This window comes from Variovorax sp. P4_B11, assembly GCF_056402355.1.
The window spans coordinates 1-16,970 of sequence record NZ_JBFUHO010000051.1 but is presented as its reverse complement, the minus strand read 5'-3'; the positions used below and the strand labels follow the sequence as shown (position 1 = coordinate 16,970).

Below are 16,970 nucleotides of genomic sequence, written 5' to 3'. Positions count from 1 at the left end.
GCTAGTAGAGAACGACTCCACGGATGGACTCGCCGCGCTTCATCAGGTCGAAGCCCTTGTTGATGTCCTCCAGCGGCATGGTGTGCGTGATCAGGTCGTCGATGTTGATCTTGTTCTCCATGTACCAGTCGACGATCTTCGGCACGTCGGTGCGYCCGCGCGCGCCGCCGAAGGCCGAGCCTTCCCACTTGCGGCCGGTGACCAGCTGGAACGGSCGSGTGCTGATCTCGGCACCGGCTTCGGCCACGCCGATGATGATGCTGCGGCCCCAGCCCTTGTGCGTGCATTCGAGCGCCTGGCGCATCACCTGCGTGTTGCCGATGCACTCGAAGCTGTAGTCGGCGCCGCCGTCGGTCAGCTGAACGATGGCATCGACCACGTTCTCGGTCGTCTTCGGGTTGATGAAGTGCGTCATGCCGAACTTGCGCGCCATCGCCTCGCGTGCCGGGTTCAGGTCGACGCCGATGATCTTGTCGGCGCCCACCATCTTCGCGCCCTGGATCACGTTGAGGCCGATGCCGCCGAGGCCGAACACCACCACGTTGGCGCCGGCCTCGACCTTGGCCGTGAAGATCACGGCGCCGATGCCGGTGGTCACGCCGCAGCCGATGTAGCAGACCTTGTCGAAGGGGGCGTCCTCGCGGATCTTGGCCAGCGAGATCTCGGGCGCCACCGTGTAGTTGCTGAAGGTGCTGGTGCCCATGTAATGGAAGATCGGCTTGCCGTCGAGACTGAAGCGGCTCGTGGCGTCGGGCATCAGGCCCTTGCCCTGGGTGCCGCGGATCAGCTGGCACAGGTTGGTCTTGCGCGAGAGGCAGAATTTGCACTGTCGGCATTCGGGCGTGTAGAGCGGAATGACGTGGTCGCCCTTCTTGAGCGAGGTGACGCCGGGACCGACGTCGACCACGATGCCCGCGCCTTCGTGGCCCAGGATGGCCGGGAAGATCCCTTCGGGGTCGGCGCCCGAGAGGGTGTAGTAGTCGGTGTGGCAGATGCCGGTGGCCTTGATCTCGACCAGCACCTCGCCGAACTTCGGCCCCTCGAGGTCGACGGTTTCGATGGTCAGGGGTTGGCCGGGTTGCCAGGCGACGGCGGCTTTGGTCTTCATGGGTCGTGCGGTTTCGGTTCAGGAATCGGGCACTATAAGATGCCGCGCACTGGAGAGTCACGTCATGAAGAAAATCCTTGTCCTCAACGGCCCGAACCTCAACCTCCTCGGAACGCGCGAGCCCGCGCAGTACGGCTACGAAACGCTGGCCGATGTCGAGCGCATGTGTCTGGAGACCGGCGCCACGCTCGGCATCGACGTCGAGTGCCGGCAGTCCAACCACGAGGGCCAGCTGATCGACTGGATCCACGAGGCGGGGCGCGAGGTGGCCGCCGGCCGCATGCTCGGCGTGGTGATGAATCCGGGCGCCTACACCCACACCTCGATCGCGCTGCACGACGCCATCAAGGGCGCCAGCGTGCCGCTGATCGAACTGCACATCTCGAATGTGCATGCCCGCGAGGAGTTCCGCCACCACTCCTACATCTCGCCGGCGGCGCGCGGCATCATCGTCGGGCTCGGCGTGAAGGGTTATCCGCTCGCGATCGAGGCGCTGGTGCGCGTGAGCGCGGCGTGACGGGCGGCCGAGCCGGCCTGTTCGAAGGCGAGGACGGCGCCTGGCGCTGCCGCTGGTGCGCGGCGACGCCGCTCTACCAGGGCTACCACGACAGCGAGTGGGGATTCCCGGTGACCGACGACCGGCGCCTGTTCGAGAAGCTGTGCCTCGAAGGCTTCCAGGCCGGCCTGAGTTGGCTCACGATCCTCAACAAGCGCGAGGCCTTCCGGCGCGGCTTTGCCGACTTCGATGCCGAGCGCATGGCGCGCTTCGGTCCGAAGGACGTCGAGCGCCTGCTCGCCGATGCCGGCATCGTGCGCCATCGCGGCAAGATCGAGTCGGCGATCAACAACGCCCACCGCGTGATCGAGCTGCGCCGCGAGTTCGGTTCGCTGGCGGCCTACGCCTGGGGTTTCGAGCCCGATCCGGCCTCGCGGCCGAAGCGGATCACGCATGCGGCGCTGCAGACCTTCACTACCTCGCCCGAGTCGATCGCAATGTCGAAGGATCTCAAGAAGCGGGGCTGGAGTTTCGTCGGCCCGACCACGGTCTATGCCTTCATGCAGGCCATGGGCCTGGTCAACGACCACATCGAGGGTTGCCACGCGCGCGATCAGGCGCTGAACGCGCGCGCCAAGCTCAAGCTGCCGCGCTGATGCGGGCGCGGTTCAGGCGGCCTGCGGCCCGGCCACTTTGCGGTGGCTGATCCGGCCCTGGCTGTCGACGCTCTCGAGGTGGACGTCGAAGCCCCACAGCCGCGCCACGTGCTTGAGCACCTCGGTCGAGTCGTCGTGCAGCGGGCGGTTGTTGTGCTGGGTGTGGCGCAGCGTCAGCGCGCGGTCGCCGCGCAGGTTCACGCTCCAGACCTGGATGTTGGGCTCGCGGTGGTTCAGGTCGTATTGGCGTGACAGCGATTCGCGCAATTGCTTGTAACCGCTGTCGTCGTGAATGGCCGACACCTCGAGCTCGGGCTCGCTTTCCTGGTCGCGGACCGTGAAAAAGCGGAAATCGCGCATCAGCTTCGGCGACAAGAATTGACCAATAAAGCTCTCGTCCTTGAAATTGCGCATGGCGTAGTCGAGCGAGGTCAGCCAATCGGAGCCCGCCAGGTCGGGGAACCAGCGCCTGTCTTCCTCGGTCGGCTTTTCACAAATGCGCCGCAGGTCGGTGAACATCGAAAAACCCAGCGCGTAGGGATTGATGCCGCTGTACGCGCGGTGGCCGATCGGGGGCTGGAACACCACGTTGGTGTGCGACTGCAGCCATTCCATCATGAAGCCGTCGGCCAGCAGGCCCTCGTCGTACAGCGTATTGAGCAGGGTGTAGTGCCAGAAGGTGGCCCAGCCCTCGTTCATGACCTGGGTTTGGCGCTGCGGATAGAAGTACTGCCCGATTTTGCGCACGATACGCACCACTTCGCGTTGCCAGGGGTCCAACAATGGTGCATTTTTCTCGATGAAGTAGAGCAGGTTCTCCTGCGGCTCGGCCGGGAAGCGCTTCGACGCCTCTTCGTCCTCCGCCGTGCGGCCGCTCCGGCGCGGCAGGGTGCGCCAGAGGTCGTTGACCTGCTGCTGGAGATGGTGCTCGCGCTCCTCGCGGCGCGCCTGCTCCTGGCTCAGCGACAGCCGCTGCGGCCGGCGGTAGCGGTCGACGCCGTGGTTCATCAGCGCGTGGCAGGAGTCGAGCAGGTCCTCGACCGCCCCGACCCCATGGCGCTCCTCGCATTCGCTGATGTATTTCCGGGCATAGACCAGGTAGTCGATGATCGAGGACGCATCGGTCCACATCTTGAACAGGTAGTTGCCCTTGAAGAAGCTGTTGTGCCCGTAGGCCGCGTGGGCGATCACCAGAGCCTGCATGGCCATGGTGTTCTCTTCCATCAGGTAGGCGATGCAGGGATCGGAGTTGATCACGATCTCGTAGGCGAGGCCCATGTGGCCGCGGCGGTAGTTCTTCTCGGTGGCGATGAACTGCTTGCCGTAGGACCAGTGGCGGTAGATCACCGGCATGCCGACCGAGGCATAGGCGTCCATCATCTGCTCGGCCGTGATGATCTCGAGCTGGTTGGCGTAGGTGTCCAGCTTGTAGCCCTTGGCCACCCGAGCGATCTCGGTGTGGTACTGCTCGATCAGCTCGAAGGTCCAGTCGGAAGGGCTGGGCAGCGGAGTGCGGGTTTTCTCTGTCACGCCGGGCCTCTCTCTTTCTTGAACAGGTCGCGGAACACGGGATAGATGTCTTGCGCGGAGCTGACCTTGCGCATCGCGAAATTCTTGTGGGACCCGGCCAGCTGGGTGTATTCCTCCCACATGTTCTGCTCGGCCTCGGCCACCTGCACGTAGGCGTAGTAGCGCACCAGCGGCAGCAGGTGGTCGGCCAGCAGCTCGCGGCAGCGGCCGCTGTCCTGATGCCAGTTGTCGCCGTCGCTGGCCTGGGCGCCGTAGATGTTCCACTCGCCGCTGGGGTAGCGGGCGCGCACGATGTCGAGCATCAGCGTGAGGGCGCTCGAGACCACGGTGCCGCCAGTCTCGGTGGCATGGAAGAACTCTTCCTCGGTGACCTCCGAGGCCTGCGTGTGGTGGCGGATGAAGACCAGGTCGATTTTCTCGTAGTGCCGCGTCAGGAACATGTAGAGCAGCATGAAGAAGCGCTTCGACATGTCCTTGCGCGCCTCGTCCATCGAGCCCGAGACGTCCATCAGGCAGAACATCACGGCCTTGGCCGACGGGATCGGCACCTTGATCCGATTGCGGTAGCGCAGGTCGATCGGGTCGAGGAAGGGCACGTGCTTGGCCTTGGCGCGCAGCTCCTCGAGCTTGGCCTCGGTCTCGCGGATCTCGCGTTGCACCAGGGCGTCGGCCACCCGCGGACCGCGCTGCAGGTGCAGCAGGTGCGCCTCGAGTTCGCGGATCTCGCGCCGCGAATCGCCGCCGAGCGCGATGCGGCGTGCCAGCGCGCCGCGCATCGAGCGCACCACGTGCAGGTTGCTCGGGCTGCCGTCGCTGACGAAGCCGGCGCGGTGGCTCTTCCACTCGGGCACCTCGGCCAACTGGGTGCGAATCAGGTGGGGCAGGGCGAGGTCCTCGAAGAAGACCCGCATGAACTCCTCCTTGGTCAGGCTGAAGACGAAGTCATCCTCGCCGCCTTCGCCGTCGCCGGCCTGCGAGCCGCTGCCCGAGCCACCGCCGCCCTGCGGCCGCTCGATGCGGTCGCCCTTGACGTATTCCTTGTTGCCCGGATGAACGTACTCGCGGTCGCCGCCCTGGCCGTGGCCGAACACGGGCTCGGAGACGTCGCGCTTGGGCAGCGTGATGTCCTCGCCCTGCTCGAGGTCGCGGATGCCGCGGCCGCTGACCGCGCGGCGCACAGCCTCGCCGATCTGCTCGCGATAGCGCCGCAGGAAACGTTCGCGGTTGCCGATGGACTTGTTCTTGCCCGACAACCGACGGTCGATGATCTGCTGCAGCATGGCCACGGACAGAACTCCTTCAGTTCATCATGAACTCTTGCGAACGCGCAGGTACCACTCGCACAGCAGGCGGACCTGCTTGGCCGTATAGCCCTTCTGGACCATCCGGTTGACGAAATCCTCGTGCTTCTTCATCTCGTCGGCGCTGCTCTTGGCATTGAAGCTGATGACCGGCAGCAGCTCTTCGGTGTTCGAGAACATCTTCTTCTCGATCACCGTGCGCAGCTTCTCGTAGCTGGTCCACAGCGGGTTCTTGCCGGCGTTGCCGGCCCGCGCGCGCAGCACGAAGTTGACGATCTCGTTGCGGAAGTCCTTCGGGTTGCTGATGCCCGCGGGCTTCTCGATCTTCTCGAGCTCGGCGTTGAGCGAGCCGCGGTCGAACACTTCGCCGGTGTCCTGGTCGCGGTACTCCTGGTCCTGGATCCAGTAGTCGGCGTAGGTCACGTAGCGGTCGAAGATGTTCTGGCCGTACTCCGAATAGCTCTCGAGGTACGCCGTCTGGATCTCCTTGCCGATGAACTCCGCGTAGCGCGGCGCCATCAGTTCCTTGATGTAGGACAGGTACTTCTGCTCGGTCTCGGGCGCGAACTGCTCGCGCTCGATCTGCTGCTCGAGCACATACATCAGGTGCACCGGGTTCGCTGCCACCTCGCTGCTGTCGAAGTTGAAGACCTTCGAGATGATTTTGAAGGCGAAGCGCGTCGAGACGCCGCTCATGCCCTCGTCGACGCCCGCGTAGTCGCGGTACTCCTGCATCGACTTGGCCTTGGGGTCGGTGTCCTTGAGGTTGTCGCCGTCGTAGATCTGCATCTTGCTGAAGATGCTCGAGTTCTCGGGTTCCTTGAGCCGCGTGAGCACCGAGAACTGGGCCATCATGCGCAGCGTGCCGGGCGCGCAGGGCGCGTGCGACAGCGACGAGTTGCGCACCAGCTTCTCGTAGATCTTGATCTCTTCGGAGACCCGCAGGCAGTAGGGCACCTTGACGATGTAGATCCGGTCGAGGAAGGCCTCGTTGTTCTTGTTGTTGCGGAAGGCCTTCCATTCGCTTTCGTTGCTGTGCGCCAACACGATGCCGTCGAACGGAATCGCGCCGAAGCCCTCGGTGCCCTTGAAGTTGCCTTCCTGGGTGGCCGTCAGCAAGGGATGCAGCACCTTGATCGGCGCCTTGAACATCTCGACGAACTCGAGCAGGCCCTGGTTCGCCAGGCACAAGCCGCCGGAGTAGGCGTAAGCGTCCGGGTCGTCCTGGGCGTAGTCCTCGAGCTTGCGGATGTCGATCTTGCCGACCAGCGAGGAGATGTCCTGGTTGTTCTCGTCGCCGGGTTCGGTCTTGGCGACCGCGACCTGGCGCAACACCGAGGGGTAGCGCTTGACGACCTGGAACCTGCGGATGTCGCCACCGTACTCTTCCAGCCGCTTGACGGCCCAGGGCGACAGGATGCGCTGCAGGTAGCGCCGCGGAATGCCGTATTCCTTTTCGAGGATCTCGCCGTCCTCGGCTGCATCGAACAGGCCGAGCGGGGTTTCGTTGACCGGCGAGCCCTTGATCGAATAGAAGGGCACGTGCTCCATCAGCTGCTTCAGTCGCTCGGCGATCGAGCTCTTGCCGCCGCCCACCGGGCCCAGCAGGTAGAGGATCTGCTTCTTTTCCTCCAGTCCCTGGGCGCCGTGCCGGAAGTACGACACCACCTGTTCGATCGCATCTTCCATGCCATAGAACTCGCGGAAGGCCGGGTAGATCTTGATGACCTTGTTGGCGAAGATCCGGGACAGGCGGGGGTCGTTGCGGGTATCCACCAACTCCGGCTCGCCAATGGCCTTGAGCATCCGCTCGGCCGCCGTGGCGTAGGCCATGGGCTCCCGTTTGCAGATCTCCAGGTATTCCTGAAGGGACAAGACCTCTTCGCGGGTGCGCTCATATCGCGCTGCGAAGTTGCTGATGACATCCACCATAGACACCTCCATCGAGTCAGCCGGGCGCTGCCCGGGAAATCCGTGCCGCACACGTTGCATCGTTCTTCGCAGGAATGGTGCCAGGTGATGTGTGCACGCTTTGGAAAGACCCCTCGGGCATGAACTTGTTCAAAGCATAGAACAAAGAGCGCTTCGAGCAAATTGCTTTTCGGATAAGAATTTCACGGCCGTCTAAAAGTTCCGACGGAATGCGGCAGCAATTGGCGAAATCGGCGCTCATCGTTCAACTCCACCAGCCCATCCTACGAGCATGCCGGGTTTCCTGCGCGGCGACCGCCCGTCAGCCGGGATCGGCGGCGAATGCAGGTTCTATTCATATGACACGTTCGTCTGTTACGGATCCAACGCCCGGGGCGCCGGCGCCGCCTACGGGAAAGCGCCGACAACAAAAAAGCGGCCCGCAGGCCGCTTTGGATTCGCCGCCGGTGACCCCGGCGGCTGGCACCCCGGTGGCGCTCAGCTGAAGAATTCCTTCGCCTTGTCGAACCAGCCCTTGTCGGTCGGGCTGTGCTTGTCGCCGCCCTTCTTGAGCGACTCGTCGAGCTCTTTCATCAGCTTGCGCTGGTGTTCGGTCAGCTTGACCGGCGTTTCGACCCGGACGTGGCAGTACAGGTCGCCCGGGTAGCTCGAGCGCACGCCCTTGATGCCCTTGCCGCGGAGGCGAAACTGCTTGCCGCTCTGGGTGCCGTCGGGGATGTCGATCGCGGCCGCACCCTTCAGGGTCGGCACGTTGATCTCCCCGCCGAGCGCCGCCGTGGTGACGCTGACCGGCACCACGCAGTGCAGGTCGTCCCCGTCGCGCTCGAACAGCTCGTGCTTCTTGAGGCGGATCTCGATGTAAAGATCGCCGGGCGGGCCGCCGTTGGTGCCGGGCTCGCCGTTGCCGGTGCTGCGGATGCGCATGCCGTCGTCGATGCCGGCCGGGATCTTCACTTCCAGCGTCTTGTTGTTCTTGATCTTGCCCTGGCCGTGGCAGGTGGTGCAGGGCTCGGGAATGATCTTGCCCGAGCCGTGGCAGGTGGGGCAGGTCTGCTGCACGCTGAAGAAGCCCTGGCGCATCTGGACCGCGCCCTGGCCATGGCAGGTGGTGCAGGTGATCGGCTTGGTGCCGGGCTTGGCGCCCGTGCCCTTGCAGGTGCCGCAGTCGTCCCAGCTCGGGATCCGGATCTGGGCGTCCTTGCCATCGGCCGCTTCCTCGAGCGTGACTTCCATCGCATAGCTCAGGTCGCTGCCGCGAAACACCTGGCGGCCGCTGCCCTGGCGGCCTCCCCGGGCGCCGCCGAAGACGTCGCCGAAGATGTCGCCGAAGGCTTCGGCGAAGCCGCCGAAGCCTTCCGCGCCCGGCCCGCCGCGCATGTTGGGGTCGACGCCCGCGTGCCCGTACTGGTCGTAGGCGGCGCGCTTCTGGCTGTCCGACAGCATTTCGTAGGCTTCCTTGACCTCCTTGAACTTGGCCTCGGATTCCTTGCCGGCGTCGCCGTGGTTGCGGTCGGGGTGATGCTTCATCGCGAGCTTGCGATAAGCCTTCTTGATTTCCTCCTCGCTCGCGTTCTTGGGAACGCCGAGGGTTTCGTAGTAGTCGCGTTTGGTGGCCATGGTCGGGAATCGGTGGCGAAATCGGTGGGGCAGAAAGCGGAAAAGGCCGGACCGCCTTGCCAGGGGGTCCAGCCTCGTTCAGGGCGAGAAGATCAGCCCTTCTTGACTTCCTTGACCTCGGCGTCGACCACGTTGTCGTCCGCCGGTGCACTTGCAGCTTCCGGGCCAGCGCCCGGACCGCCGGCCGCTCCAGCGGCCGCCTGCGCGTCGGCGTACATCTTCTCGCCGAGCTTCTGGCTGGCGCTCATCAGCGTGTTCGTCTTGTCGTCGATCGCGGCCTTGTCCTCGCCCTTCAGGGCTTCTTCCACGTCCTTGATTGCCGCCTCGATCTTTTCCTTTTCGCCGGCGTCCAGGCTGGCGCCGTGCTCGCCGAGCGACTTCTTGACGCTGTGCACCATGGCTTCGCCCTGGTTGCGGGCCTGGGCCAGCTCGACCTTCTTCTTGTCCTCGGCCGCGTTGAGTTCGGCGTCCTTCACCATCTTCTGGATCTCGTCTTCCGAGAGGCCCGAGTTGGCCTTGATGGTGATCTTGTTTTCCTTGCCGGTGCCCTTGTCCTTGGCGCCGACGTGCAGGATGCCGTTGGCGTCGATGTCGAAGCTGACTTCGATCTGCGGCGTGCCGCGCGAAGCCGGGGGGATGCCTTCGAGGTTGAATTCGCCGAGCAGCTTGTTGCCCGAGGCGATCTCGCGCTCGCCCTGGAACACCTTGATGGTCACGGCCGGCTGGTTGTCCTCGGCGGTCGAGAAGGTCTGCGCGAACTTCGTCGGGATCGTGGTGTTCTTGGTGATCATCTTGGTCATCACGCCGCCCATGGTCTCGATGCCGAGCGACAGCGGGGTGACGTCGAGCAGCAGCACGTCCTTGCGGTCGCCGGAGAGCACCTGGCCCTGGATGGCGGCGCCGACGGCCACGGCTTCGTCGGGGTTGACGTCCTTGCGCGGTTCCTTGCCGAAGAACTCCTTGACCGTTTCCTGCACCTTGGGCATGCGGGTCATGCCGCCGACCAGGATCACGTCGCTGATGTCGGACACGCTGACACCCGCATCCTTGATGGCGGTGCGGCAGGGCGCGACGGTGCGCTCGATCAGCTCCTCGACCAGGCTTTCGAGCTTGGCGCGGGTGAGCTTGATGTTCAGGTGCTTCGGGCCCGAGGCGTCGGCCGTCACGTAGGGCAGGTTGATGTCGGTCGCGGCGCTGTTCGACAGCTCGATCTTGGCCTTCTCGGCCGCTTCCTTCAGGCGCTGCAACGCGAGCACGTCCTTGCTCAGGTCGACGCCCTGATCCTTCTTGAACTCGGAAATGATGTAGTCGATGATGCGCTGGTCGAAGTCCTCGCCGCCGAGGAAGGTGTCGCCGTTGGTCGACAGCACTTCGAACTGCTTCTCGCCGTCGACGTCCGCGATCTCGATGATCGAGATGTCGAAGGTGCCGCCGCCGAGGTCATAGACGGCGATCTTGCGGTCGGCCTTGTCGTGCTTGTCGAGGCCGAAGGCGAGCGCGGCCGCGGTCGGCTCGTTGATGATGCGCTTGACGTCCAGGCCGGCGATGYGGCCGGCGTCCTTGGTGGCCTGGCGCTGGCTGTCGTTGAAGTAGGCGGGCACCGTGATCACGGCCTCGGTGACCGGCTCGCCGAGGTAGTCCTCGGCGGTCTTCTTCATCTTGCGCAGGATTTCGGCGCTGATCTGTTGCGGCGCGAGCTTCTTGCTGCGCACTTCCACCCAGGCGTCGCCGTTGTCGGCCTTGGTGATGCTGTAGGGCATCAGGTCGATGTCCTTCTGGACTTCCTTTTCCTCGAACTTGCGGCCAATCAGGCGCTTGACCGCGTAGATCGTGTTCTTCGGGTTGGTGACCGCCTGGCGCTTGGCCGAGGCGCCGACCAGCACTTCGCCGTCTTCCTGGTAGGCCACGATCGAGGGCGTCGTGCGGGCGCCTTCCGAGTTCTCGATCACACGCGTGGTGTTGCCTTCCATGATCGACACGCACGAGTTGGTGGTGCCGAGGTCGATGCCGATGATTTTGGCCATGTTGTTGCTCCTGGAATCTGAAATAAGGTTGTTGTGAACTTGTGGATAACCCGCTGCGAATCAAGGGACGGAGCGGGGATTTCCTGTGGGTTTCTTGTTGGTTTTCAGCTCGGACTGCTGACGGTCACCAGGGCCGGGCGCAGCACGCGCTCGGCGATCGTGTAGCCCTTCTGGAGAACGCTCGCGATGGTGTTGGGCTCCTGGCCTGGCACCGGCACCACCGAGATGGCCTGGTGCTGGTGCGGGTCGAACTTGCTGCCGGCCGGCGGCGCGATCTCGATCACCTTGTTGCGCTCGAGCGCGCTCTTGAGCTGGCGCAGCGTGGCCTCGGTGCCTTCGCGCAGGTGCTCGGCGGTGGCGTCGGGGAGCGCCAGGCCGGCTTCCAGGCTGTCGAGCACCGGCAGGAGGCTCTCGGCGAAGCTCTCGATCGCGAACTTGCGGCCCTTGGTGATCTCGTCGTCGGCCCGTCGGCGGGCGTTCTGGACGTCGGCCTGGGCGCGCAGGAACTGGTCGGCGAGGTTGGCATTCTTGGCCTGCAGCGCGGTGATCTCGGCCTGGGCCGCCGCCAGCGCGTCGGCTTCGTTCGCTGCCTGGGCAGCCTCGAGCTCTTCGGGGCTGGGCTCGCCTTGCAGGGTGTCGGGATGAATGGGGGTGTTTTGCGGGTCAGACATGCTCAAAAAGCCGGCTGCCATGCCGGAATTCAATGAAAAACGAACAATAGCCAGCCATTTGGGGCTGTCCAGGTGGTTTTCAAGACAAAAAATGCGCCCGGAGGCGCATTCTGGGGACGGCGGAAAGGGCCGGAAGGATCAGTGGGCGTCGAGCAGTTCGACGTCGAACTTGAGGGTCGCGTTGGGCGGGATCACGCCGCCGGCACCGCGGGCGCCGTAGCCGAGGGCGGCCGGGATGATCAGGGTGCGCTTGCCGCCGATCTTCATGCCGGCGACGCCTTCGTCCCAGCCCTTGATGACCTGGCCGGCGCCCAGCGAGAAGGCGAAGGGGTCGTTGCGGTCGCGGCTGGAGTCGAACTTGGCGCCTTGGACGCCGTCGTTGTAGAGCCAGCCGGTGTAGTGCACGTGCACGTGGTGGCCGGCCTTGGCTTCGGCGCCGTCGCCGACCGTGGTGTCTTCGTATTGCAGGCCGGAGGGAGTGGTGGGCATGGTGCGCTCCTTGGGATTTGGGAAAAGGTGGAAAACCGGGCAGTTTAACGACCCGGCAAGTCCGCCGCCGGGCCGCCCCAAGGCGGACTGCGCCCCCTCGGGGGGCAGCGAGGACACGCAGTGCCGAGCGTGGGGGTTCAAGTCCGCCGCCGGGCCGCCCCAAGGCGGACTGCGCCCCCTCGGGGGGCAGCGAGGACACGCAGTGCCGAGCGTGGGGTTCAAGCCCTCACGGCGCAGGAGGAGGCGCCGTCTTCTTGACCTGGGTCTGCTGCCACTTGCCGGCGAAAGCCTGCAGGTCGGACAGCCGCTTCAGCAGGTCCTGGCCGCTCAGGGTCAGGCTGTAGCCCTCGCTGCCATGGTTCACGAGCCCGGCTTCGCGGAGTTCCTTGATGCGGGTGTTCAGGGTGTTCGGCGTGATGCTGCCGACGCTGTCCTGCAGCAGACGGAAGGTCTGCGCATGACCGTCCCGAAGGGCCCAGAGGACGCGCAGCGCGTAGCGGGCTTCCAGCAGTGCCAGCAATTGGCTGACCGCCGCGTTTTCCTTGCTGCTCATCGACTTCATCTCCTCGGGGTGCCGCAGTTCTTATTGGCGGTGGGGGACCCACCCGGAATCGGCCGGCGACTATAGCCCAGAAGGCTGGTTGCTACAAGTTTTATAGCTATGACGGCAAGCAGGCTGCGGCTCGTGGGATTGCGGCTTCAGGCGGCGGGGTAGTTGGCCATCGCTTCGCCGAGCCGCACCGGGCGTGCCGGTGCCCAGTCCGGCGCGAAATCCAGCGGCGGGGCCGGAAACAGCATCACCACGGTCGAGCCGAGCAGGAAACGGCCCATTTCCTCGCCTTGGCGCAGCAGCACCTGCTGATCCTCGTAGCGCCACTCGCGGACCTCGCCGCCACGCGGCGGATTCACCACGCCGTGCCAGACGGTGGCCATGCTGCCGACGATGGTTGCGCCGACCAGCACCAGAACGAAGGGGCCGCGCCCCGTCTCGAAGACGCAGACCACGCGCTCGTTGCGCGCGAACAGTCCGGGCACGCCGCGCGCCGTGGTCGGGTTGACCGAGAACAGGTCGCCCGGCACGTAGGTCATGCGCAGCAGCCGACCGTTGCAGGGCATGTGGATGCGGTGGTAGTCCTTCGGGCTCAGATAGAGCGTGGCGAAGCTGCCATGCTGGAACTGCGCGGCCAGCGCGGCGTCGCCGCCGACCAGTGCGGTGGTCGAATAGCGGTGGCCCTTGGCCTGGAAGATCTGGTCGCCCTCGATGGCGCCGAACTGGCTGATCGCACCGTCCACGGGCGAGACCAGGTGGGCCTGCGCCAGCGGCCGGGCGCCGGGTTTCAGCGCCCGGGTGAAGAAGGCGTTGAAGCTGGGATAGCTCGCGATGTCGCTGTCGAGCGCCTCGCCCATGTCGACGCCGTACTTGGCGACGAAGCGGCGGATGATCCAGGTCGTGACCGACCCGCGCTCCTTGCCCGCCACCCAGCCGGCGAAGGAGGTCAGCGCCTGCTTGGGAAACAGATATTGGGACAGGACAGGGAGGCGATCGGACAAGAGAAGTTCCCAGGAAAACGGAAGGCGATTCTATCGATCGCTTCTTCTCTCATTCGCAGGATCAGGCCGGCGCCGGGCCGCCCCCAGGCGGCCTGCGGCCCCCTCGGGGGGCCGCGACCACACGAAGTGAGGGAGCGTGGGGGCCCAGGCCGGCGCCGGGCCGCCCCCAGGCGGCCTGCGGCCCCCTCGGGGGGCAGCGACCACACGAAGTGAGGGAGCGTGGGGGCCAGCTACTCGGCCTTGATATTGGCGGCCTTGATCACCTGCGCCCATTTGTCGACTTCGGCCTTCTGGAAAGCCGCGATCTGCGCGGTCGTCAGGTCGGCCGGTTCCATGCCGAAGCCCTTCATCTTCTCCTGCATCTCGGGCTGGGCGAGGATCTTGCGGATCTCGGCGTGCAGGCGGTCGACGATCGGCGCCGGCGTGCCGGCCGGCACGAAGATCGCCTGCCACGACACCACCTCGAAATCGGCCAGCGCGGGAATGCCCGATTCGGCGATCGTCGGGACGTCCGGCATCGAGGCCAGGCGCTTGGCCGAGGTCACGGCCAGGGCGCGCAGCTTGCCGCTCTGGATGTGCGGGCCGGCGACCACGGTGGTGTCGAACATCATGTCGACCTGGCCGCCGATGACGTCCTGGATCGCCGGGCCGCTGCCCTTGTACGGGATGTGCGTGAACTTGACGCCCGACTTGTAGGCCAGCAGTTCGAGTGCCAGGTGCTGCGAGGTGCCGGTGCCGGCCGAGGCCGAGGACAGGCCGCCGGGCCTGGACCGGCTGGCTTCGAGCAAGTCCTTCAGTGTCTTGTACGGGCTGGCCTGGTTGACCACCAGCACCACCGGGTTGGTGCCGATCAGTGTCACCGGCGCGAAGGATTTCAGCGGGTCGTAGCCGATCTTGGGATAGAGGCTGACGTTGATCGCGTGCGAGCTGATGGTGCCGCCCAGCAGCGTGAAGCCGTCGGGCGCGGCCCGGGAAGCGATCTCCGAGCCCACGCTGCCACCGGCGCCGCCCTTGTTGTCGATCACCACGCTGGTACCCAGCACCGGGCCGAGCTTCTGGCTGATCAGCCGTGCCAGCACGTCGGTGGTGCCGCCGGCGGGGAATGGCACCAGATAGGTGATCGGCTTGGCCGTCGGCCACGGGTTCTGCGCGAAGGCCGGCAGCGCCGGCAGGCTGCCGGCCAGCGAGGCGAGCGCGGTGTGGATCAGGGTGCGGCGTTGCATGGAGGGTCTCCTAATGAGTCAGTCGAGGACAGAGCAAGAACTGCTGCGCAGTTTCTTGGTCTGTCCCGCAAGGTCTTAGTCAGTTGAGGACAGAGCAAAATCTGCTTCGCAGTTTCTTGATCTGTCCCGCAAGGTCTCAGGGTTTGATGTTGAGCTTGGTGATCAGGCTCTTGTAATAGGCGTTGTCGCGGGCCAGCGTTTCCTTGAAGACCGCGCCGTCGGTGTAGACGTAGCCCAGGTTCTGCTTGTCCATGGCTTCGCGCATCATCGGTTCGGCCGCCGTCTTGGCGGTGATCTCGCGCAGCCTGGCCATCACGTCGGGCGGCGTGTTCTTCGGCGCGCCGAGGCCGCGCCAGGTGCCGATCGACAGGTCGATGCCGCGCTCCTTGGCGGTCGGCACCTTCTCGAAGCCCTTCACGCGCTGGTCGGCCATCACCATCAGCATCTTGAGCTTGCCCGATTGCACATGGGTCGTGACCTCGGCCGGGCTCACGGCCACCGCCTCGATGTGGCCGCCGAGCAGCGCCAGCACCGCGGGCGCGGCGCCCTGGAACGGGATGTGGCCGAACTTGGCGCCGGTCTTGTCTTCCAGTGCGGCCGCGGCCAGATGCCAGATCGAGCCGTTGCCGGAGTTGCCGATACGCACGCTTTCCGGCGACTTCTTCGCCGCGGCCAGGAATTCTTCCACCGTGTTCCAAGGAGCGTCGGCCTTGACCGTGATCGCCGCCGGGTCGGCGTTGAGCTGGGCGATCGGCTGGAAGTCGTCGTAGTTGAACTTGGCCAGGCCCAGGTGCGGCAGCGTCAGCAGTTCGACCGTGAGCACGGCGAGCTTGTAGCCGTCGGGCTTGGCATTGATCACCTCGGTCCAGCCGATGGCGCCGCCGGCGCCCGGCCGGTTGACGATCACCATGGTCTGCGCCATGTGCTTGCGGCTGGCATCGGCGAAGGTGCGCGCCAGGCCGTCGGTGCCGCCGCCGGGCTGGTAGGGCACCAGCAGTTCGATGGTGCGGTTCGGGAAGTCGCTCTGCGCTGCGGCGGGCGCGGCCAGGCCGAGGGACAGGGCAGCCACAGCCGAGAGTGCGGCCAGGCCGCCGAGGATTCCAGTTTTCAAGACGCTTGTCTCCATTGTTGTTGATCTGTGCGGTGGGATGAGGTGGCGCCGGGTTCAGGGCATGTACTGGCCGCCGTTCACTTCGAGGATCTGGCCGGTCACGTAGCCCGAGAGCTGTGTCGATGCCAGGTAGAGGAAGGCGCCGACGCAGTCGTCCGGCTCGCCGATACGGGCCATCGGGATCGCGGCCTTGAACGATTCGAGCAGTTGCGGCGTCGAGAAGCGGTCGTGGAAGGGCGTCTGGATGACGCCCGGCGACACCGCATTGACGCGGATCCGGTCGAGCGCGAGTTCCTTTGCCAGCCCGTGGGTGGCGGTGCTCACGAAGCCCTTGGCGCCGGCATAGAGGTAGGCGCCCGGGCCGCCGCCGTTGCGCGCCGCGATCGACGACACGTTGATGATGCTGCCGCCGTGGCTCTGGGCGCGCATCAGCGGCACGACCTCGCGGCAGAAGGCCAGCACCGAGCGGGCGTTGATGTGCAGCACCTCGTCGAACAGCGCGTCGTCGAAGTCGGCGATCGGCACCCGCTTGACCAGGCTGCCGGCGTTGTTGACCAGCACGTCGATGCCGCCGAGGCGCTCGTCGGCCTGGGCGACCACGCGGCGGATCGCCGCGCTGTCGCGGACGTCGCCCTGCAGCGCGAAGGCTTCGCCGCCGGCCGCCCGGATGGTCCCGACCACTTGTTCGGCGGCTGCGGCCGAGCTGTTGTAGTGGACCGCCACGCGCATGCCGCGGGCGGCATAGGCGATGGCGACGGCGGCGCCGATGCCGGTGCTGGCGCCGGTGACGAGGGCGCTGCGGCCTTTGAGGTCTTCCATGGTTCGTGCTCCTTCAGTTGGTTGAGGACAGAGCAAAACTGCTTGCGCATTTCTTGGTCTGTCCCGCAAGGTCTCAGTCAGTTGAGGACAGAGCAAGAACTGCTGCGCATTTCTTGGGCTGTCCCGCAACGTCTCATGTCACCGGTGCCGGGTTGAACAGCACCAGTGCGTTGTGCAGCCTCCACTGCTCGGACCAGGTCTTCGTGCGGCCGCTGGCCACTTCGAGCATCAGCCGGAACAGCTCCCAGCCGATGTCTTCGATGCTTGCCTCGCCGTCGGCGATGCGGCCGGCGTTGACGTCCATCAGGTCGTGCCAGCGGCGCGCCAGGTCGCTGCGGGTGGCGACCTTGATCACCGGCACCTCGGCCAGGCCGTAGGGCGTGCCGCGCCCGGTGGTGAAGACATGCAGGTTCATGCCGGCGGCCAGCTGCAGCGTGCCGCA

At 65.6% G+C, this 16,970-nt stretch carries 16 protein-coding genes and 1 pseudogene; 2 read left to right on the top strand and 15 right to left on the bottom strand.

Annotated elements, in window-relative coordinates; all coding sequences use genetic code 11:
- Position 1: 1 nt before the first annotated feature.
- The gene (locus tag AC1DYD_RS31280) at positions 2 to 1,108 is read right to left on the bottom strand and encodes an S-(hydroxymethyl)glutathione dehydrogenase/class III alcohol dehydrogenase (protein WP_478176630.1); all 1,107 of its coding nucleotides are present in this window, start codon (positions 1,106 to 1,108) and stop codon (positions 2 to 4) included.
- Between the two features lie 64 nt (positions 1,109 to 1,172).
- Here AC1DYD_RS31280 and aroQ point away from each other — a divergent pair, with 64 nt between their 5' ends.
- Positions 1,173 to 1,625 carry a type II 3-dehydroquinate dehydratase gene (gene aroQ / locus AC1DYD_RS31275; protein WP_478176629.1) on the top strand — a complete coding sequence of 151 codons (453 nt, stop codon included), beginning with the start codon at positions 1,173 to 1,175 and terminating at the stop codon, positions 1,623 to 1,625.
- Positions 1,622 to 2,260, top strand: coding sequence for a DNA-3-methyladenine glycosylase I (locus tag AC1DYD_RS31270; protein ID WP_478176628.1), 639 nt, complete (start codon positions 1,622 to 1,624; stop codon positions 2,258 to 2,260). Before aroQ ends, AC1DYD_RS31270 begins: the two co-directional genes overlap by 4 nt.
- Positions 2,261 to 2,272: 12 nt before the next feature.
- On the opposite strand, the gene AC1DYD_RS31265 is transcribed toward AC1DYD_RS31270, so the two are convergent.
- The 14 genes and pseudogenes from AC1DYD_RS31265 to garD all read right to left on the bottom strand — a co-directional run.
- Positions 2,273 to 3,901, bottom strand: coding sequence for a SpoVR family protein (locus tag AC1DYD_RS31265; RefSeq protein WP_478176673.1), 1,629 nt, complete (start codon positions 3,899 to 3,901; stop codon positions 2,273 to 2,275).
- A complete protein-coding gene (locus tag AC1DYD_RS31260; protein ID WP_478176672.1) occupies positions 3,787 to 5,070 on the bottom strand; it encodes a YeaH/YhbH family protein in 1,284 nt (427 codons plus the stop codon). Before AC1DYD_RS31260 ends, AC1DYD_RS31265 begins: the two co-directional genes overlap by 115 nt.
- A gap of 27 nt (positions 5,071 to 5,097) precedes the next feature.
- Complete coding sequence (locus AC1DYD_RS31255; RefSeq protein WP_478176671.1) at positions 5,098 to 7,020, bottom strand: PrkA family serine protein kinase; 1,923 nt, start codon at positions 7,018 to 7,020, stop codon at positions 5,098 to 5,100.
- Between the two features lie 19 nt (positions 7,021 to 7,039).
- The gene (locus tag AC1DYD_RS31250) at positions 7,040 to 7,264 is read right to left on the bottom strand and encodes a hypothetical protein (RefSeq protein WP_478176627.1); all 225 of its coding nucleotides are present in this window, start codon (positions 7,262 to 7,264) and stop codon (positions 7,040 to 7,042) included.
- Between the two features lie 236 nt (positions 7,265 to 7,500).
- On the bottom strand, positions 7,501 to 8,640 hold the full coding sequence (dnaJ, locus tag AC1DYD_RS31245) for a molecular chaperone DnaJ (protein WP_478176626.1): 1,140 nt from the start codon (positions 8,638 to 8,640) through the stop codon (positions 7,501 to 7,503).
- A 92-nt stretch (positions 8,641 to 8,732) separates the two neighbouring features.
- Positions 8,733 to 10,664, bottom strand: a complete 1,932-nt coding sequence (dnaK, locus tag AC1DYD_RS31240) for a molecular chaperone DnaK (RefSeq protein WP_478176625.1) — start codon at positions 10,662 to 10,664, stop codon at positions 8,733 to 8,735.
- A gap of 104 nt (positions 10,665 to 10,768) precedes the next feature.
- Positions 10,769 to 11,335, bottom strand: a complete 567-nt coding sequence (gene grpE / locus AC1DYD_RS31235; protein WP_478176624.1) for a nucleotide exchange factor GrpE — start codon at positions 11,333 to 11,335, stop codon at positions 10,769 to 10,771.
- A 138-nt stretch (positions 11,336 to 11,473) separates the two neighbouring features.
- Positions 11,474 to 11,824: an FKBP-type peptidyl-prolyl cis-trans isomerase gene (locus AC1DYD_RS31230; protein WP_478176623.1), complete on the bottom strand. Its 351-nt coding sequence runs from the start codon at positions 11,822 to 11,824 to the stop codon at positions 11,474 to 11,476.
- A gap of 226 nt (positions 11,825 to 12,050) precedes the next feature.
- Positions 12,051 to 12,377: a winged helix-turn-helix transcriptional regulator gene (locus AC1DYD_RS31225; protein ID WP_478089961.1), complete on the bottom strand. Its 327-nt coding sequence runs from the start codon at positions 12,375 to 12,377 to the stop codon at positions 12,051 to 12,053.
- A 146-nt stretch (positions 12,378 to 12,523) separates the two neighbouring features.
- Positions 12,524 to 13,375 (bottom strand): archaetidylserine decarboxylase, encoded by an 852-nt coding sequence (gene asd, locus AC1DYD_RS31220; RefSeq protein ID WP_478176622.1) that lies wholly within the window; start codon positions 13,373 to 13,375, stop codon positions 12,524 to 12,526.
- 230 nt (positions 13,376 to 13,605) lie between these two features.
- The gene (locus AC1DYD_RS31215; RefSeq protein WP_478176621.1) at positions 13,606 to 14,598 is read right to left on the bottom strand and encodes a Bug family tripartite tricarboxylate transporter substrate binding protein; all 993 of its coding nucleotides are present in this window, start codon (positions 14,596 to 14,598) and stop codon (positions 13,606 to 13,608) included.
- 136 nt (positions 14,599 to 14,734) lie between these two features.
- Positions 14,735 to 15,724, bottom strand: a complete 990-nt coding sequence (locus AC1DYD_RS31210; RefSeq protein WP_478176620.1) for a Bug family tripartite tricarboxylate transporter substrate binding protein — start codon at positions 15,722 to 15,724, stop codon at positions 14,735 to 14,737.
- 39 nt (positions 15,725 to 15,763) lie between these two features.
- The gene (locus AC1DYD_RS31205; RefSeq protein ID WP_478176619.1) at positions 15,764 to 16,528 is read right to left on the bottom strand and encodes an SDR family NAD(P)-dependent oxidoreductase; all 765 of its coding nucleotides are present in this window, start codon (positions 16,526 to 16,528) and stop codon (positions 15,764 to 15,766) included.
- 133 nt (positions 16,529 to 16,661) lie between these two features.
- Positions 16,662 to 16,970 (bottom strand): annotated as a pseudogene (garD, locus tag AC1DYD_RS31200) (galactarate dehydratase); the annotation flags it as partial.